At 74.0% G+C, this 22605-nt stretch carries 16 protein-coding genes and 2 tRNA genes; 5 read left to right on the forward strand and 13 right to left on the reverse strand.

Annotation, left to right across the window (positions count from 1 at the left end):
* The first annotated feature begins 315 nt into the window (after positions 1-315).
* Positions 316-2412, forward strand: a complete 2097-nt coding sequence (locus tag amrb99_RS40385) for a UvrD-helicase domain-containing protein (protein ID WP_190866520.1) — start codon at positions 316-318, stop codon at positions 2410-2412.
* A gap of 114 nt (positions 2413-2526) precedes the next feature.
* Here amrb99_RS40385 and amrb99_RS40390 read toward each other — a convergent pair.
* The 6 genes from amrb99_RS40390 to amrb99_RS40415 form a co-directional block, all read right to left on the reverse strand.
* A tRNA-Lys gene (locus amrb99_RS40390) sits at positions 2527-2599 on the reverse strand.
* A gap of 83 nt (positions 2600-2682) precedes the next feature.
* Positions 2683-3255 (reverse strand): response regulator transcription factor, encoded by a 573-nt coding sequence (locus amrb99_RS40395; protein ID WP_190866522.1) that lies wholly within the window; start codon positions 3253-3255, stop codon positions 2683-2685.
* Between the two features lie 129 nt (positions 3256-3384).
* On the reverse strand, positions 3385-4203 hold the full coding sequence (locus amrb99_RS40400) for a hypothetical protein (protein WP_190866524.1): 819 nt from the start codon (positions 4201-4203) through the stop codon (positions 3385-3387).
* Positions 4204-4271: 68 nt separating this feature from the next.
* A tRNA-His gene (locus amrb99_RS40405) sits at positions 4272-4347 on the reverse strand.
* A 70-nt stretch (positions 4348-4417) separates the two neighbouring features.
* Positions 4418-5014, reverse strand: coding sequence for an oligoribonuclease (gene orn / locus amrb99_RS40410; protein ID WP_190866527.1), 597 nt, complete (start codon positions 5012-5014; stop codon positions 4418-4420).
* Positions 5015-5057: 43 nt separating this feature from the next.
* A complete protein-coding gene (locus amrb99_RS40415; RefSeq protein ID WP_190866529.1) occupies positions 5058-5699 on the reverse strand; it encodes a pyridoxamine 5'-phosphate oxidase family protein in 642 nt (213 codons plus the stop codon).
* A gap of 69 nt (positions 5700-5768) precedes the next feature.
* On the opposite strand from amrb99_RS40415, the gene amrb99_RS40420 reads away from it, so the two are divergent.
* Positions 5769-7229: a PLP-dependent aminotransferase family protein gene (locus amrb99_RS40420; protein WP_347257061.1), complete on the forward strand. Its 1461-nt coding sequence runs from the start codon at positions 5769-5771 to the stop codon at positions 7227-7229.
* A 36-nt stretch (positions 7230-7265) separates the two neighbouring features.
* On the opposite strand, the gene amrb99_RS40425 is transcribed toward amrb99_RS40420, so the two are convergent.
* Positions 7266-8003 carry a hypothetical protein gene (locus amrb99_RS40425; protein ID WP_241756395.1) on the reverse strand — a complete coding sequence of 246 codons (738 nt, stop codon included), beginning with the start codon at positions 8001-8003 and terminating at the stop codon, positions 7266-7268.
* A gap of 457 nt (positions 8004-8460) precedes the next feature.
* Between amrb99_RS40425 and amrb99_RS40430 the strand changes: the two genes are divergently transcribed.
* Positions 8461-9546 carry a phosphotransferase family protein gene (locus tag amrb99_RS40430; RefSeq protein WP_190866531.1) on the forward strand — a complete coding sequence of 362 codons (1086 nt, stop codon included), beginning with the start codon at positions 8461-8463 and terminating at the stop codon, positions 9544-9546.
* A 19-nt stretch (positions 9547-9565) separates the two neighbouring features.
* Here the strand turns inward: amrb99_RS40430 and amrb99_RS40435 are convergent, their stop codons facing one another.
* The 3 genes from amrb99_RS40435 to amrb99_RS40445 form a co-directional block, all read right to left on the reverse strand.
* Positions 9566-11053 carry a sigma-70 family RNA polymerase sigma factor gene (locus amrb99_RS40435; protein ID WP_190866533.1) on the reverse strand — a complete coding sequence of 496 codons (1488 nt, stop codon included), beginning with the start codon at positions 11051-11053 and terminating at the stop codon, positions 9566-9568.
* Between the two features lie 208 nt (positions 11054-11261).
* Complete coding sequence (locus tag amrb99_RS40440; RefSeq protein WP_190866536.1) at positions 11262-12767, reverse strand: sigma-70 family RNA polymerase sigma factor; 1506 nt, start codon at positions 12765-12767, stop codon at positions 11262-11264.
* A gap of 266 nt (positions 12768-13033) precedes the next feature.
* On the reverse strand, positions 13034-15349 hold the full coding sequence (locus amrb99_RS40445; protein ID WP_190866539.1) for a substrate-binding domain-containing protein: 2316 nt from the start codon (positions 15347-15349) through the stop codon (positions 13034-13036).
* 330 nt (positions 15350-15679) lie between these two features.
* Here amrb99_RS40445 and amrb99_RS40450 point away from each other — a divergent pair, with 330 nt between their 5' ends.
* Both amrb99_RS40450 and amrb99_RS40455 read left to right on the forward strand, forming a co-directional pair.
* Positions 15680-16495 (forward strand): RNA methyltransferase, encoded by an 816-nt coding sequence (locus amrb99_RS40450; protein WP_190866541.1) that lies wholly within the window; start codon positions 15680-15682, stop codon positions 16493-16495.
* A gap of 77 nt (positions 16496-16572) precedes the next feature.
* The gene (locus amrb99_RS40455) at positions 16573-17163 is read left to right on the forward strand and encodes a hypothetical protein (RefSeq protein WP_190866544.1); all 591 of its coding nucleotides are present in this window, start codon (positions 16573-16575) and stop codon (positions 17161-17163) included.
* A gap of 64 nt (positions 17164-17227) precedes the next feature.
* On the opposite strand, the gene amrb99_RS40460 is transcribed toward amrb99_RS40455, so the two are convergent.
* The 3 genes from amrb99_RS40460 to amrb99_RS40470 form a co-directional block, all read right to left on the reverse strand.
* Positions 17228-18118, reverse strand: a complete 891-nt coding sequence (locus tag amrb99_RS40460; RefSeq protein WP_190866546.1) for a hypothetical protein — start codon at positions 18116-18118, stop codon at positions 17228-17230.
* 273 nt (positions 18119-18391) lie between these two features.
* Entirely contained in the window at positions 18392-18760 is a 369-nt protein-coding gene (locus tag amrb99_RS40465) for a hypothetical protein (RefSeq protein ID WP_190866548.1), read from the reverse strand.
* The gene (locus tag amrb99_RS40470) at positions 18757-22524 is read right to left on the reverse strand and encodes an SseB family protein (RefSeq protein ID WP_190866550.1); all 3768 of its coding nucleotides are present in this window, start codon (positions 22522-22524) and stop codon (positions 18757-18759) included. The genes amrb99_RS40465 and amrb99_RS40470 overlap by 4 nt, the downstream gene beginning before the upstream one ends.
* Positions 22525-22605 lie beyond the last annotated feature (81 nt).

The raw sequence follows: 22605 nt of genomic DNA on the forward strand, positions 1-22605 counted from the left end.
CGACACCGGCACCTCCGCCGGCCACCTCAAGGGCGTCAAGTACCAGGTCCTGTCCTGGGGCCACGGCGCCGGCACCAAGGGCGCCCCCAAGCCCCTCGGATGACCCGACCCCGCCAGGGCGGATCCCTAACCAGACGCCCCCGGCTCCCCCCGGCATCCCCCAACTCGCGAACCCCGCTCCCGTCCCCGGACGAGAGCGGGGTTCGTCGCGTCCGGAGGGGGCGGCGCCTCGGGTGGCGTCGGGCGACAATTGCCGCTGATCGGGGAAGAGCGTAACTTCTTGGCGGGATCCGGATGCCGAGCGAAGGCGGGGCGATGGCGGCAGGCGGTTCGGCCGGGGAACGGGGACGGCGCGCCCGCGAGCAGGCGCTCGAACTGGCCCGGCGCTCCCGGGAGGCCTACCGGCTGGCCGGACGCTGGCAGGCCGCCGCCGAGGCCGAGCGGGCGGTCGCCGCCACGCTCGTCGGGCTGACGGCGGTCGGCTGGCGGCTGCTCGTGGACCGCCGCTGGCCGGGGACGCGGGCGGCGAACATCGACATGATCCTCATCGGTCCCGCCGGCGTGTTCGTCATCGACGTGAAGCGCTGGCATGACCGCCCGGTCGTCAGCGACGGGCGGCTGGCCGCCGGGGGCGTGCCCCGGGACGAGGAGATCCGCAAGCTGCTGGGGATGACGCGGACCGCCGAGGAGGAGGTCGCGGCGCTGGGGCTGTCGCCGGTCGCGCTGGTCCCGGTCATGGCGTTCGCCGGGCACCGCCTCGACACGCGGGTGGGGCGGGTCCGGCTGCTCGGCCATCCCGACCTCGTCCACGCGCTGGTCGCCGAGCCGAAGCGGCTGACGCCCGCGCTGGTGGGGGTCGTCGCCGCGCACCTGGCGGAGGCGTTCCCCGCCTACGAGCCCGCCGCGCTCAAGGAGGGCGGCACCGGCGGCGGCCCCGGTCTCGAGGACGACGGCGCGGCCCTGTTCGCGACCGAAGAGGTCGAGAAGGCCGCCCTGGAGTCGCTCCTGCACGCGCCCATCGAGCGATGGATGACGTTCCTGCACCCGGACCAGGTGGCGATCGCCCGCCGCGACTGGAACGGACCCGCGCGCATCAGCGGTCCGGCCGGGACGGGCAAGACCGTCGTCGGGCTGCACCGGGCGGCCCATCTCGCCGGGCGCGGCCGCGACCGCGTCCTCTACGTCACCTTCGTCAACAACCTGCCGCGCGTGCAGCGGCGGCTCTTCGAGCGGATGGCCGGCGTGTTCGCCGACCGCGTCGAGTTCTCCAGCCTGCACGGCTGGGCGACGGCGTTCCTCGCCGAGCGCGGCGCCGAGGTGCCGCTCAACGCGGCCCGCGCGGACGACGCCTTCTCGCGCGCCTGGCTGACCATCGGCCGCGACAGCGCCCTCGCCGAGATCGACCCGATGCCGGGGTACTGGCGCGAGGAGATCGACCACGTCATCAAGGGGCGCGGGCTGACCTCCCTGGAGGAGTACCGGACGGTGGCCCGGCACGGCCGCCGGACCGCGCTCCAGCCCGTACACCGGGAGGCCGCCTGGCTCCTTTACGAGGAGTACGAGCTGCTGCGCGAGGAGCGCGGCGTCTGCGACTTCAACGACGTCCTGCTGGCGGCCCTGGCGGAGCTGAAGGAGCGGCCCGCCGATCCGCCGTACTCGGCCGTCATCGTGGACGAGGTGCAGGACCTCACGCTCGTCGGTGTGAAGCTGCTGCACGCGCTGGCGGGCGACGGCCCGAACGGGCTGCTGCTGATCGGCGACGGGCAGCAGGCGGTGTATCCGGGCGGGTTCCGGCTCGCCGACGCCGGCATCGCGGTCAAGGGCCGGGGCGCGGTCCTGCGCACCAACTACCGGAACGCGGCGGCGATCCTCGAGGCGGCGATGGACCTGGTGTCCGGCGACCCCTTCGACGATCTGGACGGCTCGAGCCCGAACGGCCGCCGAGCCGTCGACCTGACCTACCACGAGGGGCGGGTCGTCCGGGTGGAGGCCGGGGACGAGGAGGAGCACGACCGCGGGCTGGTCGAGGCGCTCCGGGCGCTGGCGGACGAGGAGCCGGACGGCTCCGGGCCGTGGGCGGGCGCGGTGGTGCTGTGCCCGTCGCGCCGGGAGATCGGCCGCTACGACCGGCTCCTGACCCGCGCGGGCATTCCGGTGGTGCGGCTGGAGAGCTACGACGGGCGGCCGGTCGAGGCGGTGAAGCTCGGAACCTACCGCCGGGCCAAGGGGCTGGAGTTCAAGCACGTCTTCCTGCCGCACCACGACGCCGCCCTCACCGCTGCGGACGGGGGCACCGCGGACGCGGCGGCTCGGGAGCGGGCCGAACTGGCCCGCCGGCAGCTTTTCGTCGCCATGACGCGCGCCCGTGACCTGCTCTGGCTGGGGTCGGTCGCCGGCGGCGGCGCCCGCTGAACGCGTCGCGCCCGAGGTGCCGTCCCGGCGCACCTCACCGGGTTTCCCGAGGCCCGGGAAATGGAAAGGCCCTCCGGGTGCGAGCCTTGCTCGCGACCATGGAGGGCCAGCGCGTGCGCCGTCAGGGACTTGAACCCCGAACCCGCGGATTAAGAGTCCGCTGCTCTGCCAATTGAGCTAACGGCGCTTGTCTTGAGGGCCTCCGGCCTTGGCCGGTGTCCCTGGCGACAGGAAGAACAGTAGCAGGACCCGCGGACCAGTGCGAATCGGTTACTCCCTGCCCGGCAGGACGCTCACGATGCCCCGCCACAGCGCGATCGCGGTGGCGCGGGAGCTGACGCCGAGCTTGCCGTAGATGCGGTTGACGTGGTTCTTCACCGTCTTCTCGCTGAGGAACAGCTGCCGGGCGATCTCGCCGTTGGAGCGGCCGGTGGCGATCAGGTCCATCACCTCGGCCTCGCGCGCCGACAGGCCCAGCGAGACCCGGTTGGCGTCGCGGACGCTGCGGATGAGGTCGTGGACGGTGAACGCGCCGGGCACGAGGTGCCCGCAGGCGCCGCCGCGGATCGCCGTCTCGACGGCGGGGCCGTCGTCGGGGGAGGCCAGTACGAACACCCGGGACGAGCGGCTGAGCGGGGTCGCGTGGTGCGCGGCGCCGGCGTCCAGCAGCACGATGTCGGGCCGCAGCCGCTCCGCCAGCGGCACGGCCGCCGCCGCGTCGTGGGTCTCGGCCACGACCTGCAGCTCGCTGCTGCCGTCGAGCAGGGAGATCACATCCGCCCGCACGTGGGCGTCGCCGTCCACCACAAGCACGCGCAGTGGGGCGGTCTCATCGACACTCATCCGTCGCCCTTGGGGTGTCGTTGGCGTTTATAAGGACGGAGCATAACCGTCCGATCATCCTGAGCCAACGAACGAGCACGCGCGCCGTGCAGGCGAATGCCCCGGTCCGCCGGGATCGGGACCCCGGAATCAGGGCGCGGGGGCCGTCTCGGGGCCGTTGAAGCAGAACCGGGGTGGCACGGTCGCGAGGGGCGCCTCGTCGGTGGGCTCGCCGATCCGGACGCCTTCGCGTGCCGCCATCGCCGTCACCGCCGGCAGGTGGTCGTCGTTGACGACCGGGACGCGGCGGCCGGACGGTTCGCCCTGGCCGGCGGGCAGTTCGGGCAGGACGGCGTCCCGCGTGACGCCCGCGCGGGCGGCGACGTCCAGCGCCTCGCCGGCGTCGCTTCCGTGCAGGTCTAGTGAGGCGAGCAGCGCCTCGACGGCGGCCCGGTCCACGGTGCCCTCGGTCACCGCGCGCATCAGGTTTCCGTGGGCCTCCGCCGAGGGGGAGCCGTCCTCGCCGATGATCCCGTCCAGGCTCACGGCGTCGTCGGCGAGGATGATCGGCAGGCCGTCGTCGACGTCCTCGGGGATCGGGGCACCGGCCCAGGAGCCGTCCCACCAGCGCAGGAACGCCACCGACCAGCCCTCCTTCACCAGGAGGCCCTGGAGCCACTCCCAGGGCAGCCAGGCCGGGCCGCCGGCGAGCAGGTCGGCGGGCAGGTCCTGGATGTGCGTGTCCGGGTAGTCGTTGTCGTAGCCGTACAGCACGGCCCGGCCGCCTTCGACCCACCTCAGTGCCCAGTAGCCGTTCCCGATGTCCTCGGTGCGCAGGCCACCGCCGTCGACGTGGAGCCTTCCGGCGCAGTCGTCGAGGTAGGGGGCGAGCATGGCCTTGACGACGCCGCGGGCCCAGAGTTCGGCGGGCGGCGGGACGTCCGTGCGGACCGACGGGGCGTAGGACATGGCGATCTCCTTGCGTGGGGGGAAAGGAAGAAGCCCTGGCCGTCACGACGGCCAGGGCTTCTCTCGCCTGGGGTGAGTGAGGGGACTTGAACCCCCGACATCTTGGACCACAACCAAGTGCTCTGCCAGCTGAGCTACACCCACCGTGGCCGGAATCGCTTCCGGCTCCCAGTAGTGTAGCGGCTCCCGGGGAGTGGGTCAGCCGCGGCGGGCGTCAGCCGGCCGAGATGTCCGCGGCGAGCGCGCGGGCCGTCTCGGAGTCGGGGCCGGGCTGCGGGACGAACACGGCGGCGCGGTAGTAGCGCAGCTCCTGGATGCTCTCGGTGATGTCGGCGAGGGCGCGGTGCCCGCCCTTCTTCTCCGGGCTGGCGAAGTAGACGCGCGGGTACCAGCGGCGGGCCAGCTCCTTGATGGAGGAGACGTCCACCATGCGGTAGTGCAGGTGGGAGTCCAGGGCGGGCATGTCGCGGGCCAGGAAGGACCGGTCGGTGGCGATGGAGTTGCCGCAGAGCGGGGCCTTCTTGGCGTCCTTGACGTGGGACCGCACGTAGTTCAGCACGATCTCCTCGGCCTCGGTCAGCGTGATGCCGCCCGGGAGCTCCTCCAGCAGGCCGGACGTGGTGTGCATGTCGCGGACGACCTTGGTCATCTGCGCGACGGACTCCGGCGGCGGCTTGATGATCACGTCGACGCCCTCGTCCAGGATGTTCAGCTCGCTGTCGGTGACCAGAGCGGCTATCTCGATGAGCGCGTCGGCGCGCAGGTCGAGTCCCGTCATTTCGCAGTCGATCCACACGAGCCGCTCGTTCATGGGGTTCACCCTACGACCATGGACGACTGCGCGGGGCATCGAGTTACCGGGCGGCGATGTGCGCGGGGACGGAAATGCCCGGGGCGAGGGCCGGGTCGGGGACGGGGGCGCCGAACGCCTGCCGGACGGGCAGGACGCCGGCCCAGACCGGCAGGGCGTAGTCCTCGTCCTCGTCGCCGGGCGGGCCCTGGCGGACCTTGACCGACGCCTCGTCGAGCGGGAGCGCGAGGACGGCGACGCCGGCGAGCTCCTTGCGGGTGGGCTGCCGGGCGGCGTCCCACTGGCCGGGGGCGAGCTGCTCGGTGATGACGCGGAGCGCGGCGCGCTTCTCGTCGTCGCCGGTCACCGGGGACGGGACGCCGTAGACCATGGCGCTGCGGTAGTTGATCGAGTGGTGGAAGAGCGAGCGGGCGAGGACGAGGCCGTCGAGGTGGGTGACGGTCACGCAGACCTCCTGGGACGGCGCCGTCATCATGCTGGACGCGCCGGTGGAGCCGTGCACGTAGAGGGTGTCGCCCAGGCGGCCGTAGCAGGTGGGGACGGCGCGGGGCGTGCCGTTCACGACCACGCCGAGGTGGCATATCAGGCCGGCGTCGAGGATCTCGTAGAGGACGGCCCGGTCGGGCGTGGAGCGTTCCGGGTAGCGGCCGAGGCTGGTGCGGGGCGTGGCGGAAAGCGGCTTCATGTCCGTTTACGCTAGGACGTGAGTGGCCTGGTCAGTAGAGCCACTTGGAACGGAAAGCCGGAGACCACTTTGTCGATCGATCTGCCGCTCACCATCGACCGCGCCGCGGCCGAGCCGATGAACGCCCAGCTCGTCGGGCAGTTGCGGGCCGCGATGCGGGAGGGGCGGCTGGCCGCGGGGGAGCGGCTGCCCGCGAGCCGGGCGCTGGCCGCGCTGCTGGGCGTCAGCCGGACGGTGGTGACGGAGGCGTACGAGCAGCTGTACGCGGAGGGCTGGCTGGAGGGCCGGCACGGGTCCGGGACGTACGTGACGGACGGCGTCGCGGCCGATCCGGCGCCGGGCCGGGAGCCGCCGCGCGGCCTGGCCGGGCGGACCCGCAGGCCCGCCCGGCCCGGCGAGGTCGACCTGCGGCCGGGAATGGCGTGGGTCGGCGCGCTGGACACCCCGGCGTGGCGGCGGGCGTGGCGGCTCGCGGCGGGCATGCCGCCGCAGCAGCGGCAGGAGCCGCACGGGGTGCCGGAGTTGCGGGTGGTGCTGGCCGAGTACATCCGGCGCAGCCGCGGCGTGGCCTGCCCGGTCGACGGCCTGCTGATCACGCGCGGCGCGACGAACGGCCTGGACCTGCTGGCCGCGACGGTGCTGCGGCCGGGCGACCGGGTCGGCGTGGAGGAGCCGGGGTACCGGCGCGCGCGCTCGGTGCTGGAGGGGCGCGGCGCCGAGATCGTCTCGTGCCCGGTGGACGAGCACGGCCTGATCGTCGACGGCCTCCCGGACGATCTACGCCTGGTGTACACGACGCCGTCCCACCAGTACCCGATGGGCGGGGTGCTGCCGGTTCCGCGGCGGCAGGCGCTGCTGGCGTGGGCGCGGCGGACCGGCGCGCTGATCGCCGAGGACGACTACGACGGCGAGTTCCGCTACGACGTCGCGCCGCTGCCCGCCCTGTACGGGCTGGACCCGGACGTGGTCGTCTACCTCGGCACGTCGGCGAAGATCCTCACCGCGGACATGGGCGTCGGCTGGCTCGTGGGGCGTCCCGACCTGGTGGCGGCGATCGCGCTGCGGCGCGAGGAGCTGAACGACCGGACGGCGGTCGTCCCGCAGCACGCGCTCCGGCTGTTCCTCGAACGCGGCGACCTGGACCGGCACGTCCGGCGGATGCGCGGGGAGTACGCGCGGCGCCGCGAGGTCGTGGTGCGGGCGCTGGACGGGCTGCGGCTGCGCGGCGACACGGCCGGGCTGCACCTCGTCGTGGACCTGCCGCACGCGGTCGCGGAGCGGGTCGCGCGGGACGCGGCGGACCGCGGCGTCCTGGTGGACCCGCTGGAGCGCCACCACGCGGGGCCGCGCTCGTTCAGCGGGCTCGTCGTCGGCTACGGCTCGGCGGGCAGCCCCGCTGAGCTGCGGGCCGGATGCGCGATCGTCCGCGAGCTGGCGTGCGCGGCACGGCCCGCGCCGGTATCCGGGGACGCGCCGGTATCCGGGGACGCGGCGGAATCCGGGCGGGACGCGTCCGGCGCCCCGCTCTGAGCCGGGCGCCGGATCCGCTGGAGACCGTGCCGGGAGCTAGTTCGACAGCGCCGGCGAACCGACCGGCACCGGTTCGCCCTGCGGCGGCGGATGGTCGGGGGTCGACTGGGGGGCGGGCAGCGGCGCCGTCCTCGCCGGGCGTGCGGGCGCGTCGGCCGCGTCCGCCCGGACGGGGTCGTGGGTCCGGGGCGGGCGCGCCCGCAGCAGCGGCGCGCCGGGCGGCTCGGGGATCGGCGCGCGGGGCGCCGGGATCGGCGCGACCGGGGTCTCGGGGCCGGTGATGCGGCGGATGTCGATGCCGCCGGGGTCGGGGCGTTCGGCCATCGGCACCTGCGAGGCGCCGAAGTGGCCGCCGCGCGCCCAGTCCCGGCGGGACCGCAGCGCGTGGTACGACTGCGGCGACGGCAGCGGGGGGCCGGCGGGCCAGCGGCGGGCGACGCCCCAGGTCTCCAGCCACGCGACGATCGCCTCGACGCCGAGGAGCAGCGAGCTGGTGAACGGTACCCGCGACTGGCCGACCACCATGATCTGCACGCAGGCGCGGCCCTCGCGGCCGGCCGGCAGGCCGAGCAGGAGCGCCGCCCGGGTGGCGGGCACGAGCTGGACGACGTCCCCGGAGCCGGGGTGCCAGACCAGGTGCGGCGGCCGTTCCTCCTTCAGCAGGTCGGCGGCCGCCGACCGCGCCGAGACGCTGCGGGGATCGCACTCACCGGACAGCCATACGGCACGGGGCGCACCTCCCCGTAGCGCTCCACCGTCGTGTCGTGCCGGCATGCGGCCGGCTCCCGGCAGCCATGCGTCTGCCACGGTTGCGTCCCCCCAATCGGGCGGTCTAGCCCCGAATGGTCTAGTCCTCTTCTCTTAGCCCAGCGGGACCCATGAGTCCAGCTTGCCGCCACGGGCTGGGAACAACGGCAGGCGCGTGCGACCACGACGAAGCCCACTCTTCGCGGCAGTCGATGCAGAGGCGTACCCATGGCGTCTTCCGAATCCACCCGAGCAAACCCGTTTTCTCCGCAAGTTTCAGCGCCTCGGAGGTTTAACGGCATTTCGGACATCATCGTCGCAGGTCACCACCGTGATGGGGGTACGGTTTACCGGCTTCGGCCGGTGTCCGGATGTGGCCGAGGGGTTACCGAGCGCATCATCCGGCCCGTCCGGGGGATGCTGCGGGCCGCACTCCGGGGGTCGGCTGCACGGCCCGGACCGAGCCGCGTTCTAATGGTGGGTCATGACCGTTGACGCTGACCTTCCGGCCGGGGTGCCCGGCATCGACGTCCCCCGCCTCGCGGACTGGCTGGCCCGCGAACTGCCCGGCGCCGGCCGCATCAGCGCGATCGACCTGATCGCGGGCGGCCGCTCCAACCTCACCTACGGGCTCACCCTCGCCGGCGGGCGGCGGATCGTGCTGCGGAGGCCGCCGCTCGGGCACGTCCTGCCGACCGCCCACGACATGGGCCGCGAGTACCGGGTGCTGTCCGCGCTCGGCGACGCCGGCTCCGTGCCCGTCCCGCGCACCCTCGCGTTCTGCGACGACGAGGACGTCATCGGCGCCCGCTTCTACCTCATGGACTACGTCGACGGCCGCGTGCTGCGCACCCGCGAGGACGCCGACGACCTCACCCCGGAGCAGGCGCGCGGCCTCAGCGAGGCGCTCGCCGGCGCGCTCGCCGCCATCCACACCGTGGACGTGAAGGCCGCCGGGCTGGAGGACTTCGGCCGCCCCACCGGCTACATGGCCCGGCAGCTCAAGCGCTGGGGCAAGCAGTGGGACGGCTCACAGGACGCGATCAAGGCCACCGGCAACACCCACGACCTGCCCGAGTACGACCGGCTCGTGGCGCGGCTCGCCGAGCGGCTCCCCGCCGACGCCCCGGCCCGTCTCGTCCACGGCGACTTCCGGCTCGACAACGCGCTGGCCCGGCTGGAGCCGCGCCCCGAGATCGCCGCCGTCGTGGACTGGGAGATGTCGACGCTCGGCGACCCGCTGTCCGACCTCGGCCTCACCCTCGTCTACTGGGCCGAGCCCGGCGACGCCGAGCAGCTCCCCGTCGGCGCTACGATCACGGCCGCGCCGGGGTTCTTCAGCCGTCGCGAGTTCACCGAGCGCTACGCCGAGCTGACCGGCTTCGACCTCGCCGACCTCGACTTCTACGTCGCGTTCGCGTGCTTCAAGCTCGCCGTCATCCTGGAGGGCATCCACGCCCGCTTCCTGCAGAACGCGACCGTCGGCGAGGGCTTCGACCAGATCGGCGCCGCCGTCCCGCTCCTGCTCGGCCGAGCCCACGCCGTCCTCGACGCCGGCTCCCCCTGGTGACCCTCCCGGGCGGGCCGCGTCAGCAGTACCCGACGGACGCGGACCCGCCCGGGGCGAACGAGACGGACCCGTTCCTCGAGCCCCAGCACAGGCCGTTCGTCCGCGACACCGACACGCCGGCGCTCTGGCCGGCCGCCAGGTGCCCGGACCCGTGCGCGCTCAGCTCGCCGGAGGTCCCCGTGACGCGCCAGTTCACCGGGCCGCCGACGGCCCGGACGGTGACCGTGCAGGAATCGCTCACGTGCATGTCGCATCCGCTGACCGCCAGATGGCCCGTCCGGGGCGGCGGGGGCGGCGCCTGCGTGGTGGGCTGGGACGGCGGCTTGGTCGTCGCCGACGTCGACGAGGACTTCGACGCGGACGGCGACTCCGACGGGGACTTCGACGGTGACGGCGACGTGGTCGACACCGTCGGGGACGGGTCGCTCGGCATCGGCTCGGCAGGGACGCTCGGGTCGCCGGAACCGCCGGCGCCGGCGCCGGTCGACGCCGACGACGGCGTGCCCGCCGCGTCCGGCTCGCCCTCGCCGCCGAACGCCGTCATCGCCCCGGCCAGCACCACGACGGCGGCCACGGCGGCCGCGGCCGCACCGATGATCGGGCCGCGCCGCCGGCCGCCGGTGCCGCGGTCCTTCGCCCGCGCCGGCGTCGCGTCGTAGGGCAGCGGCCAGCCGTACTCGTCGAACGGCTCCGTCCACGCCGCGATAGCGCGGCGGTTGCCGGCCCGGTCCTCGGCCGTCGCCGCCGTCAGCACGTCCAGCCGCAGGTCGGCGGGGATCGCCGCGATCGGCAGCACCGACAGCAGCCGGTCCGCGGGCAGCGGCGGCGTCTCCAGCTCCGCGCACACCGGGCAGCTCGCCACGTGCCGGACCAGCGACGCCGCCGTCTGCGGCGCCAGCGGCCACGACTCCGTCAGCGCCGAGACGCTCGGGCAGTCCTTCCAGTGGTTCTGCGCGATCAGCGCGGCGCGGATCGCGGCGTCCAGCCCGGTCCGCGACCGCTCCACGAGCTCGAGGGTCTCCTCCAGCGGGATGCCGAACACGCCGGACAGGTCCACCTCGTCCAGCTCGTGCCGGACGGACAGGTCGATCGCCTCGCGCTGGCGGCCGTTGAGCGCGGCGAGCGCGCTGTGCGCGAGCAGCCGCCGCTCCTCGCGGCGGGCCAGCTGCTCGGCGGACAGGTCGTCCTCCGCCTCCGGCGCCTCCTGCCCGAGGTGCCGGTTCGGGCTCTCGCGGCGCCGCATGCACTCCTTGCGGGCGATCGCGTACAGCCAGCCGCGCAGCCGGTCCGGCTCGCCGAGCCGCCCGACGTGCTCGCGGGCCGAGATCACGCAGTTGCGCAGGGCCCCGGCCGCCTCGACGCGGTCGCGCAGCAGGCCGTGGCAGTAGTCGAAGAGGAATGGAGCGTAGGCGTCGTACACCTCGGTCAGCGCGATGACGTCCCCGGCCCGCAGCGACTCCGCCAGCCTCAGGTCGTCGTTGCGCGCGGACCCCGGCTCACCGGCCACGGAACCCTCCAGTCGAATCAGTGTCGTCGATCGTGCCCCCGGTGAGCGCCGGCGTCTGGACGCCTACAGGCGCGCTCTGGTTGCCCGATCTTGCCACCAACTTGATGGAATTTCTCCCGTTGGTCCGAATTTTGTGACCGTGACGGTACGCGGCGTGGCCGTATCGCCTTCCGGAACAGCGACTACGCAAGCGAATGTGATCTGGGTCTCACTGCTGGGACGAGCTGTTCCCGCCGTCCTGCGGTGCGCAGGTCAGGGTGACCGTGGCCACGCCGTTGGGCGAGAACCGGACGGTGCCGCTCCCGCCGTTCGGGTCGCAGGCGCCCGTGACCGTCGCCGTCCCGACGCCGCCCGCGGCGAGGCTGCCGCCACCGCTCGCGGAGACGCCGGAGGCACCGATCACCGACCATGTGACCGGACCGCCGACGGCCTGCACCCTGATGGAACAGTTGCTCGTGGTGGTCGTGGAGATACTGCACCCGCCCACCGACAGGGTGCCCTTGGTGGGCTTGCTGTGGGTGGGGGCGGGCTTGCTGGAGTGGGACGCCCGCGTGTGGGTGCGCGTCGGCGTGGGCGTGGCCGAGGTGCGCGTGGGCGTCGGCGTCGGGGACGTGCTGGTCGCCGACGGCGTCGGCGACTTCGTGGGGTCCAGCGACGTCGTGGACTCCGACGGGTCCGGTGCCGACGACGAGCCCGACGGCGCGGACTGCGCGCTCGTGTTCCCCGGCGACCCGCCCGGCATCAGGAAGAAGGCCCCCACGACGATCAGCACGACCGCCGCGGCGGCGGCGAGCGCGGGCCACAGGGCGCGCGGCGTGCCGCGGCGCCGCTGCTCCGCGTGCGCCTCCCCGGGGTGCTCGGGCCAGCCCCACGCGTCGAACGGCCCGGCCCGGTGCGCGATGGCCGCCATGTCGGCGGCGAGCGCCGCGTCCGTCGCGGTCGCCATGACGTGCCCGCGCAGGTCGGTCGGCATCATCGCGACCGGCAGGACGTTCAGCAGCCGCGCCGCCGACACGTTCCGCTCGCGCCGCTCGGAGCAGACCGGGCACCCCTGGATGTGGTGGACGAGCCGGCGGACGGCGGGCGGCGGCAGCGGCCAGTCGCCGTCGGGGGCGAGGTCGGCGACCGCCGGGCAGTCGTCGCGCCCGGAGTGCGCGATGTGCGCGGCGGCGAGCGCGTCGTCGAGGCGGGCCAGGGCGGTGCCGGTCAGGTCGGTGGCCTCCTGCGCGTCCAGGCCGAGGACGGCGCCGATGTCCGCCGCGTCCAGGCCGTGCCGCAGCATGAGGTCGAGGGCCTCCCGCTCGCGGCCGCGCAGCCCCGCCAGCGCGCCGTGCACCAGCCGCCGCGCCTCCAGCCGCCGGGTGAGCTCCTCGCCGTCCAGGAAGCCGTCCCCGACCTCGGGCGCCTCGTGGCGTTCGGTGGGGCGGTCGGGGTCGCGCAGCCGCCGCATGCACTCGTTGCGGGCGAGCGCGTACAGCCAGCCGCGGAACCTTTCGGGCTCGCGCAGCACCGGCACCTGCGCGTACGCGGCGACGAGGGCGTCGTGGAGGGCGCTCGCCGCGGGCTCCTGGTCGCGCAGCAGCGCGTGGCAGTAGTCGTACAGGCGGGCCGCGTAGCGATCCATGACCTGGATGAGGGCGCCGGGATCGCCGGCCGCCAGCTCCCGCGCGAGACGTTCGTCGTCCGCGCGGTCGAGGGTGGGCCAACCGGACACAGGGTCCTCCCGCGGGATCAGGGTGCTGCCTCTGGGGCGGTCCTCGTCCGCGGCGTCGCGGACGGGCTCAGGGAAGTCAGGGGAGCGGTCCGCTCTCCCGGCCCGCGCTCCGGGCGGCTCCCCGTCGCGGGCCGGGGAGGAGAAGAGGTCGGAGGCCCGACGGCCCCGCTCCCCGTCGGGCCTCCACATGAAATGACGATCGACCCCCGCGCCCGGTTGACGCCGAATCCAAGAAAATCACGGAACTACCGGGCGCGGTCGGAGCGCTACGACGTGATGCGCCGCGACAGCATCTTCAGGAAGATCTTGGAGATCTCCTGCGGCGTCATCGCGACCTGGACGTTCCCGTTGGTCGCCGCGGCGATCTTCTCCAGCTCGCCCCGGTCGACGCCCTTGCCGAAGCCGATCATGTTGACCTGGATCGGCTTGTTCGGATCCTTCAGCCGCCTCAGCTCCGCCAGGGTCTGGTCGAGCGTCGGCCCGTCCGGGTCGTCGTTCTGGCCGTCGGTGAGCAGCAGGATCGAGTTGCCGAACTCCGGCTTGTAGGTCTTGTTCATCAGCTTGTAGGCGTCCAGCATCGTCCGGTAGAGCCCGGTGTCGCCGGTCGGCTTCGGCTTCATCTGGTTGAGCCAGGACAGCACCAGCCCGCGCCGCGTGGTGGACCCGATGCGGTCGCCGAGCGCGCCGATCGGCACCGTCTGCTTGTACGGCGTCTTGCCGTTCATGTTCGTGGAGAACAGCCACTGGCCGAGCTCGGTGTCGTTCGACATCATCGCCAGGCCGCCCTGCGACACCTGCGCGATCGCCTGCAGCCGGTTGGTGTGCGGGGCGACCTGCTCGGCCATCGAGCCGGACACGTCGATCAGCGTGAGCATCCGCAGCCCGAGCGTCAGCTTCGACCACGCCTGCATGACCTGCGCGACGTCGCCGCTCTTCGGCGACGGGAGCTGCCGCGGGCGCGCCGGGCTGACCCCGGCCGCCGCGCCGAAGCCGGTGGGCGCCTTGCCGTCGGACGTCCGGAATCCGAGCTGCCGCAGGTCGTTGCGGGTCGCGTCGGTGGTCATCGCCTTCTCGAGCAGCTGCGCGGCCTTCTGCTCATCGCCGTTCTGCGCGGTGACGGTGTACGGGTAGTCCATCGACAGCGTGCCCTCGGTCGGGTACAGCGCCACCGCGGGCTGGGCCGGCTTGGTCTGGTTGTAGCTCCACAGCGCCTGCTCCGACGACAGGGAGATCGGCTGCTTGCCGGTGCGGTCCTTGCTGAAGTGGGCGAACTCCTCCGTGGTTGACGGAACGAGGTTCTCCCGGACGGTCCTGACGATGCCGGTGAAGATGGAGTCCTTGTTGGGGTCGTTCGCCAGCAGCATGCTGGTGATCATCAACGACCCCATGCCGGCGGCGTTCTTGGTCGGGTCCGGGACCACCATCCGGACCGAGCCGGCCGGGATCATCTGGTTCTTGGTCACCGCGCCGCCCGCGACACCGCCCGCGGCCTTCAGCAGGTTGTCCCAGGACGGGCTGGCCGTGACGCCCTGCTTCTTCAGCTGGACGGCCAGCGACTTCGGCAGGCCCACCACGATCGGGCTGCTCGCGAGCGAGGTCTTCGCCGACTCCAGGTTCTTGTCGCCGCCCTCGCCCCGGGCGAGCGCCGTCCACAGTGAGGAGTCGGGGATCCACACGTCCGGCCGCTCGTTCGCCGAGTCCGCGACGCCCTGGCCGGACAGCAGCGTCGCCACCGACGCCGGGTCGGCCTTCTTCACGTCGGCCCGTACGCACTTGCCGCCGACCTTGTGCTTGGCGTCGTTGAACCGGCCCGCCGCCTTCACGACCACCGGCTGGATGTCGGGCGCCGCCGCGACCGACAGGCTCAGCGCGTCGTCGCCGGAGCAGCCGCCGCCGCTCTCGGCGAACGCGTACACGCCGACGCCGAGCAGCAGCGCCAGGCCCACCGCACCGGCCATCGGCCCGATCAGCGCGGCCTTGCTCCGCTTCCGCTTGCGCTTGCCGTACTCGTAGCCGCCGGTGCCGCCGCCATACCCTCCGGATCCGCCGGACCCGCCGCCGCCGCCCGATCCGCCGCCGTAGCCGCCGGATCCGCCCGACCCCGCGGACCCGCCGCCGAAGAACCCGGCCGGCGTCTCGTCCGAGCTGCGGATCGCGTCGTACTCGCTGTAGCCCGTCCCGGCCAGCGGGGACGAGGACCGGCCGGGCGGCGGCTCCTGCGGCGTGGGCGCCGCCATCGGGTCCTGCGCGCCGTACCCGCCGGACCGCCCGAGCCCGTATCCGCCGGCGTCGGACGCGCCGGTGAAGCCGCCGGCGCCGTAGACCGGCTCCTCGGCCGAGCGGCGGGGCGTGAACCATTCGGGCGTCTCGCCCGGTCCGGACGCCTGCGGCGGGGCGGGGGGCGGGGCCGCGGGCGCGCCCGGCGGTCCGGCCTGCGGCTCCTGGGTCAGCGGGCGGCTCTGGGAGTCCCTGGTGCCGAACCAGTCGGAGGACCCGTCGTTCGCGGGTCCGAACACGGGCGTGGACGGGTCGTGACCGCCCCCGTCCCCCTCAGGGAAGTCATTGCGATGACGTCCGCTCATGGCTGCCCTCGATTCACCAGAAACCCGCCGATGTTCCACGGCACTGTAGTAGTACGAACTAGAGGTTACAAAGAACTCAAAATCGATGATGACGCAGGTCATCAGCGTATGTCCGGACGATCCTGGCATTGCCTCCCCACCGTCACGCCCCGCGTTCGGGGCGGCACGGGGCGGCGCCGGGGCCGCGATCATGGGTGGACCGGGCCCGCGCGGACGCCGGGACCGAGCGTGATCCTGCCGCAAACCGGAAGCGTCGCGCGCGGCCGGAACCGGCCGCCCCGCCCCCTTGCCGCGGCCCGGGCACCGCGCTCCCTCCGGCACAATCGAGGCATGGCCAGCTTCGTCACCGTCACCTCCCCGGCCGACCCGCGGCTGGCCGACTACACCCGGCTCCGGGACGTCAACCTGCGCAAAAGCCTCGAGGCCGAGCACGGACTGTTCCTCGCCGAGGGGGAGAAGGTGATCCGCCGCGCGATCGCCGCCGGCCACCCCGTCCGCTCCCTGCTGATGGCGGACCGCTGGACCGGCCCCCTCGCGGACGTCCTTGACAGCGTCGACGCGCCGGTCTACGTGGCCGACGACGCCACCCTCGAAGGCGTCACCGGCTTCCCCGTCCACCGCGGCGCCCTCGCCTCCCTCGAACGCCTCCCGCTCCCGCCCCTCGGCGCCGTCGTGAAGGACGCCCGCCGCATCCTCGTCCTCGAGGACCTCGTCGACCACGCGAACGTCGGCTCGATCTTCAGGTGCGCCGCCGCCCTCGGCATCGACGCGATCGTCCTGTCGCCCCGCTGCGCCGACCCCCTCTACCGGCGCGCGGTGAAGGTGTCCATGGGCGCGGTCTTCGCGATCCCCTACGCCCGGATGGGCAACCGGCACGATGACCTGGGCCTACTGCGCGCCGCCGGCTTCACGCTCCTGGCCCTGACCCCCGACCAGGCCGCCACCCCGCTGGACAAGGCCCCGCTGGGCGACCGCGCCGCCCTGCTCCTCGGGTCCGAAGGCGACGGCCTGACGTCCCACTGGCTCGACGAGGCCGACGAGCGCGTCTGCATCCCGATGAGCCCCGGCGCCCTCACCGCCGGCGTCGACTCCCTCAACGTCACCGCGGCCGCCGCCATCGCCTGCCACGCCCTCGGCCGCGCATGACGTGACCTGCGGTCCTGCCGCAGAGCCGGCCGCGCCTGATATCGTCCTTCGCCGCGCCGCCACAAGGAGTCGCTTCCGTGGGACGAAAGACCGAGCGATCCCGCCGGGCGAGGAAGCGCCGCGACCTCGCTCTGCGCCTGGAACGTCCGCCTCGCTGGGCCACCGCGACCCTGCTGATCTCGTCTTTCCTTCTGGCCGTCGAGTTCCTGCTCGCGCCGTTGTCGTTCGTCCGCAACGGCGGCAAGACCCTGACCGTGGACACCGCCACGGTGACGTCCTGCCACCGCGACGCCATCACCGGCTGGGCGCAGTACGGATGTGCGCTCGAGAAGGACGGAGCGCCGTACGAGCCCTCCTTCGTCCACCGGCCCCGGCTCAAGACCTGGCGGCCGGTGCACGGCAAGGTCACGTTCGAGATCCGCGAAGTGCGCGGGAAGGCCGGAACGTCCTACGAAATAGTCAAGAAAGGGACGTCACGGCCTTCCTTCATATGGGCTGTCCTGTGCGCGCTCGTCTACTTCGGGGCGGGCGGCGCCATCTTCCTGCTGCTGCTGAAACTGCTGAAGGGATGTGCCGGTCTGCTGCGCCGCTCAGCGGACCGCGCGACAGGTCAGGGCGCCGTCGAAACAGGCCAGGCCAATGCCGCCAAAACACGGAAGAGCGGTTGAAAAACGGCACGCTAAAGCCGGTGGCGCGCACCATGACAATGGCTTGCCGGGATGACTGCGTCGCTCACTTGCCGAACATGCCGCGGCGCGTCCGGCGGTGCATGCCCTTCGCGCGGCGCATGGCGGCCGCGGCGGCGCCGGCGGGGGCGCGCCGCTTGCCGAGCCGCAGCTGCGTGAGCAGCACCGCGATCGCCACCATCAGCGCCGCCAGCCACGCGACCTGCGTGCTCGCGACCCGCTCGAAGGTGAGGTCCTGCGCGACGGGGGCCTTGTTCCCGCGCAGCCTGCTCTCCGGCGTCACCGACACGATGTTCGGCGCGATCGACGGGCTCGGCGCCGCGATCGGCGGCAGCGCCACCTGCGGGTTCTTCGCCTGGAACGACGAGTTCGGCTCCGGCGGCACGTAACCGCTACCGGACGTCGTCCCGCTGCCCCCGGTCGTCCCGCTCGTGCCGCCCGACGATCCGCTGCCGCTGCCGCCGCCGGACGAGGAGCCGTGCCCGCCGCCGGACGCCGACGCCGACGGCGTCGCGCTCTTGGACGGCGAAGGCGACTTGGACGGCGACTTCGTCGGCTTCGACGTGGTCGGCGGCGCCGACGTCTTCAGCGGGCGGTAGGTGACCGCCGCCGTGTCGCTGCCGGTCAGGTCCTTGCCGTCGGCGGTCCCCGCCACGGTGACGGTGACGGTGACGATCATGGACTTGGGCAGGCTCTTGGGGACGAAGACGGAGGTCGTGACCGTCTTCGGGTCGGTGCCCACGTTGCCGAAGTCGCAGAGCTTGACCGTCGACGGGGGCCGGCACCCTTCGGTGAACGACGCCTTCGCGGCCTTGTTCGACGTGCTCAGGGTGACGGAGACCACATGGACGGCCTCGGCGGTGCCCGTGGTCGTGGACGCCCGCGTCGTGACGAGGGCGTTCGTTCCCGCGTTCGCCGGGCTCTCGACCGACGCCACGACCGTGAGCTTCGGCGCCGGACTGGGTGATGCGGAGGCCGAGTCGGAAGGGGCCGGCGACGTGGTGTCATCGGCGGAGGCGGACGCGCCTCCGGCGGCGAGGACGGCCGCCGCCCCGAGCCCAACAAAGATCGGTTTCACCGCCGGTCGGCAGTACACCGCCCCAGCACCTCCGTCGCATCGCCTTTGAGCGCCTGTGCCCGCTGTACCCGGGAGATCGTCCCAGGACTCATGCGAACACGGATGAACGGGCCAAAGCAACCCCGGGGACGTTCACATGACTTCCTCTCGGACGTCCTCTATCTCCGTGGCGGGCGCCCACGCCTGCCAAACGCCCTGGTCAATGCGTTCGAGGCCGAGCGATTCGGCCACCGGGGCGCGGCCGCCGACATATTCGACGCGCAGCCACGTCTCGTGCTCGCCGACGATGACGAACCGCTCCCCGCGCCACCGGCACGTCGTCCGGACGTACCGGAGCTCCTCGACCTCCGACGCCGGCACGATCCGCCGGAACCGGCCGGGGCGCAGCTCCTCGAACCCGTCCGTCGGCCCCGGCGTGTAGAGCCGGACCTCGCCGTCGGCGCCCGGCGCCGCCTCGAAGTCGCGGCCGAGCCAGCGCGCCACGTAGCCGTCCCTGATCACTGCGCCGCTCCCGCCCGGCCGTCGCGCCCGTCGGAACCGGTGGACGCGTCGGGCCGCAGCCACGCGAGCCGGTCGGGGTCGTACATCGCGACGAACCTCTCCGAACGATCCATGCCCAGGTAGTACATCTCGGCGCCGTACGGGAGCCGGACGCTGTCCACCTTGTACTCGCGGATGGAGCCCGCGCTGCCGGGCGCGAACCCGCCGCCGACGAACGGGGGCCGCTCGATCACCCAGCCCGCGTCGCCCCAGGAGGCCATCTCCTCCGCGTCGCGCCCGCCGAACGGGATCCGGTACAGGTCGGGGCAGTACGCGGGCCACCGGATGACGTACACGCCCTCGTCCGCGGGCGAGAACGGCGTGTCCTCATAGAGGAGCCCCAGCGCCTCGTACAGCTGGACGGGCGTCTGGAGTTCCGCGACGTCGCCCGTCGGGTGGACGAACCCGCCGACGCGGTCGTAGCCCTGCTCCAGGTACCAGCCGACGTGCCCGTGCGGGACGACCTTCTGCATGATCGTCGGCTGGGACACGCGGTCGTCGAGGTCCTCGGTCCGCGCCGGGGCCGCCGTGACGACGTCCTGCACGGTCATGTCCGCGGCGGGTTCCCGCGGGGCGGGCGGCGCGGCCGGGGCGGCCGGGCGCGCCTGGACGAGGCCGACGCGCAGGGCCCACTCGCTCAGCGCCCGCACCTGGTCGCCGCGCAGGGACGCGCCGATCCGCGTGCCCGGGTTGAGCAGCAGCGCCCAGTCGTCGCGGGGCCACGCGCCGATCAGCTCGCGGAAGTCGGCGTAGACGAACCGGGACTCCGGCAGGACCTCCCGAAGCCGGACGAGGGAGGTGAACACCCGGACGGCGGTGCCGTCGCGCAGCGCCGCGTCCCACCGGAACTCGCGCTGCACCGGCGTCACTTCGAGCGGGGCGTCCGCCGGGATGGGCACGAGGACGTTCGCGTTCAGCAGGACGCGGAGGAACGCGTCGGAGTCGCCGCCGAGGGCCGCCTCGTAGAGCTCCTGGTCGATGCGGTTGCCGGGCTCGAACTCTGGCTCGGGGGCGCCGACCGGCCGCAGCCGCCGCTCCGGCGCCTGCGGGTCGCCCGGCGGTTCCGTCGCGGCGGTCGACTCCGGGGCGGGCGAGTCGCTCGCCGGACCCAGGCCGACGATCGCGTGGCCGCCGGTCACGGTGGACGCGTTGGCTTCGGGCGCGTAACCGCCCGCCGCGTCCGGCACTGACGGCTCGGGCTCTGCCGGCGCTTCCGTGGTGGGGAGGTGCCGCGGACCGGTGTCTCCGGGCAGGGCCGTGTTGTACGCGCCATAGGACGGCTCTGCGGCAGGCGGCTGCGGCCCGTAAGCGGGCACGTCTTCTCTCCCACCGGACGGAACCGGCGGCGCCACCGGTTCACCGCCCCCCGGAACGCCGACCTGCGGCTGCGGCGGCACGACCGTGGGGTGCCCGCCGGAGGTGGTGGACGGTGCCGCCGGCTCGTGGTCCGCTGCGCTGACCTGAGGCTGGGGACCGGTCTGGTGCGGGCCGTCTCCCGGCGCGTTGAAACCGGGCTGTTCGGTCGGCGGTGTGGGGCCGGTGGTGGGGTATCCGCCGGAGGTGGTCGAGGGCGCTGTGGGTTCGTGGTTGGGTGCGCTGACCTGGGGCTGTGGCCTGGTGTGGTGCGGGTCGTTTTCCGGTGCGGGGGCGGGGTCCGCCGCGTTGAAGCCCGGCGATTCCGTCGGCGGTGTGGGGCCGGTGGTCGGGAATCCGCCGGAGGTGGCCGAGGGTGCCGAGGGCTCGTGGTTCGGCGCGGTGACCTGGGGTTGCGGGCCCGTGTCGTGGCGCGGGTCGGCTCCCGGGGCGGGCTCTGGAGCGCCGAAGGCGGGCTGCTCCGCCGGCAGGGGCGGGACGGCGGTCGGGTGACCGCCGGTCGTGTCCGAAGGTGCCGCTGGAGCCTGGTCCGGCGGCCCGGGGACGGCGGGATCGGCAGCGGGAAAGGCGGGCTGCTCAGGCTCGGCAGGCGCGCTCGGGGCGGCGTGGCTACCGGACGGCTGGGCCGCCTCGCCGGTCGGGATCGCCGCCGCGCCGGGGTCGGACGGGACGTAGCCGGGCCGCTGCTGCGGGCCGGTGCCGGTGCCGGCCGGTTCGCTCGGCGCGCCGTCGGGCACCGGGGACGCGTCCGTGGACGGGACGGCCGGTGCGACGGGAACGGCGGGGTTCTCCGGGGGAGGAGGAGTCGCGGCCGACGGCGGGGTGGCGGCCTTCTCGGGCGCGGTGCGCGGCGGCCCGCTGAGCGCGCGGACCTGCTCGCCGGGCATCGTGGCGTCGATCGGGGTGCCGGGGTTGAGGACGAGCGTCCACTCGGGGTCGGGCCAGGCGGACACGACGTCCAGCAGGCTCGGCATCACGAAGCGGGACGAGCCGATCGCCTCGTTCATCCACTTGAGGGACGTGAACAGCTGCACGGACGTGCGGCCGTGGACGGTGACGGGCCGCCACGGGAACGCCGGGTCGTCGGGCGCGATGCCCCACGGGGTGTCGGGGTCGGCGGGGACGAGGACCTGCGCGCCGAGGAGCACCTTGAAGAAGGTGTCGGTGTCGCGGCGGCGGGCGGCGTCGAAGAGGCGCTGCTCGATGTCGTTCTGCGGCTCGAACCGGTCGGTCATCCGGGCGGCGGCGCGCTGGTCGGCCCAGGTGGCGAGGCCGGGGAGCTGGGCGGCCATGACGGTGCCGCCGGCGGGGGAGCCGGAGTTGATGGCGAGGAGCCAGCCGTGGTCGGGCCAGTAGCGCAGCGCGACGGTGAACGGCAGCTTGATGTACTCGGTGCCGGTCCCGGCGGCGTGGGCGGCCTCGATGAGGCGCTCGGGGGAGGTGAAGACGGGGACGACGGTGCTGCCGTCGATCTCGCGGGTCCGCCACGGGAAGCCGGGGCGGCCGGGGCGGAGCGTGTAGTCGGTGTCGTCCGGGACGGGCAGCAGGATCTCGGTGTCCGCCATCGTCTGCAGGAACAGGTCGTGGTCGTTGTTCGCAGCGGCGCGCAGCAGTTCGCGTTCGACGTCGTTGGCGGGGTGGAACTCGGGCCGGGCCGGTTCGCGGGGCGCCTCGCGGGGCAGCTCGCGGTGCTGGCCCTGCAGCTCCTCCCACGGCGACTCGTCCGACGGCGGCGATGACGGGGCCGGCGGCGACGGGGCCGAGGGGGCCGGCGGCGCTGCGGCCTGAGCCGGAGCGGGTGGCGCCGCGGGCTCGGGAGCGGGTTCGGGAGCCGGTTCCGGTGCGGGCTCCGCCACGGGGGCGGGCGGCTCCGGCGCCGGCGGTGCCGCCGGGGCAGGCGTAGATGCGGGTGCGGGTGCCGGGGCGGCGGACGCGAGGTCGGGGCGGCCGACCTGCGGCGGGCGGCCGTCGCCGTCGGCGACCTGCCGGACGAACCAGGCGGGCATCCGCGCCTCGATCGGCAGCGGGACGCCGCCCGGGTGGCCGGGCGCGTCGACGGCCAGCCACCAGCGGGCGTCGGGCCAGGTCTCGGCGAGGTCGCCGAAGCGCAGCGTCATGAAGTGCCGCCAGGACGGGCCGAGGCACGCGCGCATCGCGGCGGCGGAGGTGTAGGCGAGGACGTGGACGCGGCCGTCCTCCTCGCGGGTCGGCCAGGCGGGCCCCGACCGCCCGGCGAGCACCCCGTCGACGGCGTCGTCCGGGACGGGCACCACGAGCTCGCTGCCCGCGAGGATGCGGAAGTAGCCCTCCTGGTCTCCGGCCCGTACGCTCTCCTCCAGTCGGCGTTCCAAGTCCGACGTGGGTCGCCACGCGTCGGCCACCGCCGCCACCCCCTGTTTCGTCCGTGCTCATCCCCGACCCGCCGGGTCCCG

The organism is Actinomadura sp. RB99, assembly GCF_014706005.1.
In the GTDB taxonomy this organism is placed as follows: Bacteria; Actinomycetota; Actinomycetes; order Streptosporangiales; family Streptosporangiaceae; genus Spirillospora.

Excerpts from the sequence above, each read along its gene's own strand:
- amrb99_RS40385 (WP_190866520.1), top strand. The coding sequence starts at position 316 with ATGGCGGCAGGCGGTTCGGCCGGGGAACGGGGACGGCGCGCCCGCGAG.
- amrb99_RS40395 (WP_190866522.1), bottom strand. The coding sequence starts at position 3,255 with ATGAGTGTCGATGAGACCGCCCCACTGCGCGTGCTTGTGGTGGACGGC.
- amrb99_RS40400 (WP_190866524.1), bottom strand. The coding sequence starts at position 4,203 with ATGTCCTACGCCCCGTCGGTCCGCACGGACGTCCCGCCGCCCGCCGAA.
- orn (WP_190866527.1), bottom strand. The coding sequence starts at position 5,014 with ATGAACGAGCGGCTCGTGTGGATCGACTGCGAAATGACGGGACTCGAC.
- amrb99_RS40415 (WP_190866529.1), bottom strand. The coding sequence starts at position 5,699 with ATGAAGCCGCTTTCCGCCACGCCCCGCACCAGCCTCGGCCGCTACCCG.
- amrb99_RS40425 (WP_241756395.1), bottom strand. The coding sequence starts at position 8,003 with ATGCCGGCACGACACGACGGTGGAGCGCTACGGGGAGGTGCGCCCCGT.
- amrb99_RS40430 (WP_190866531.1), top strand. The coding sequence starts at position 8,461 with ATGACCGTTGACGCTGACCTTCCGGCCGGGGTGCCCGGCATCGACGTC.
- amrb99_RS40445 (WP_190866539.1), bottom strand. The coding sequence starts at position 15,349 with ATGAGCGGACGTCATCGCAATGACTTCCCTGAGGGGGACGGGGGCGGT.
- amrb99_RS40450 (WP_190866541.1), top strand. The coding sequence starts at position 15,680 with ATGGCCAGCTTCGTCACCGTCACCTCCCCGGCCGACCCGCGGCTGGCC.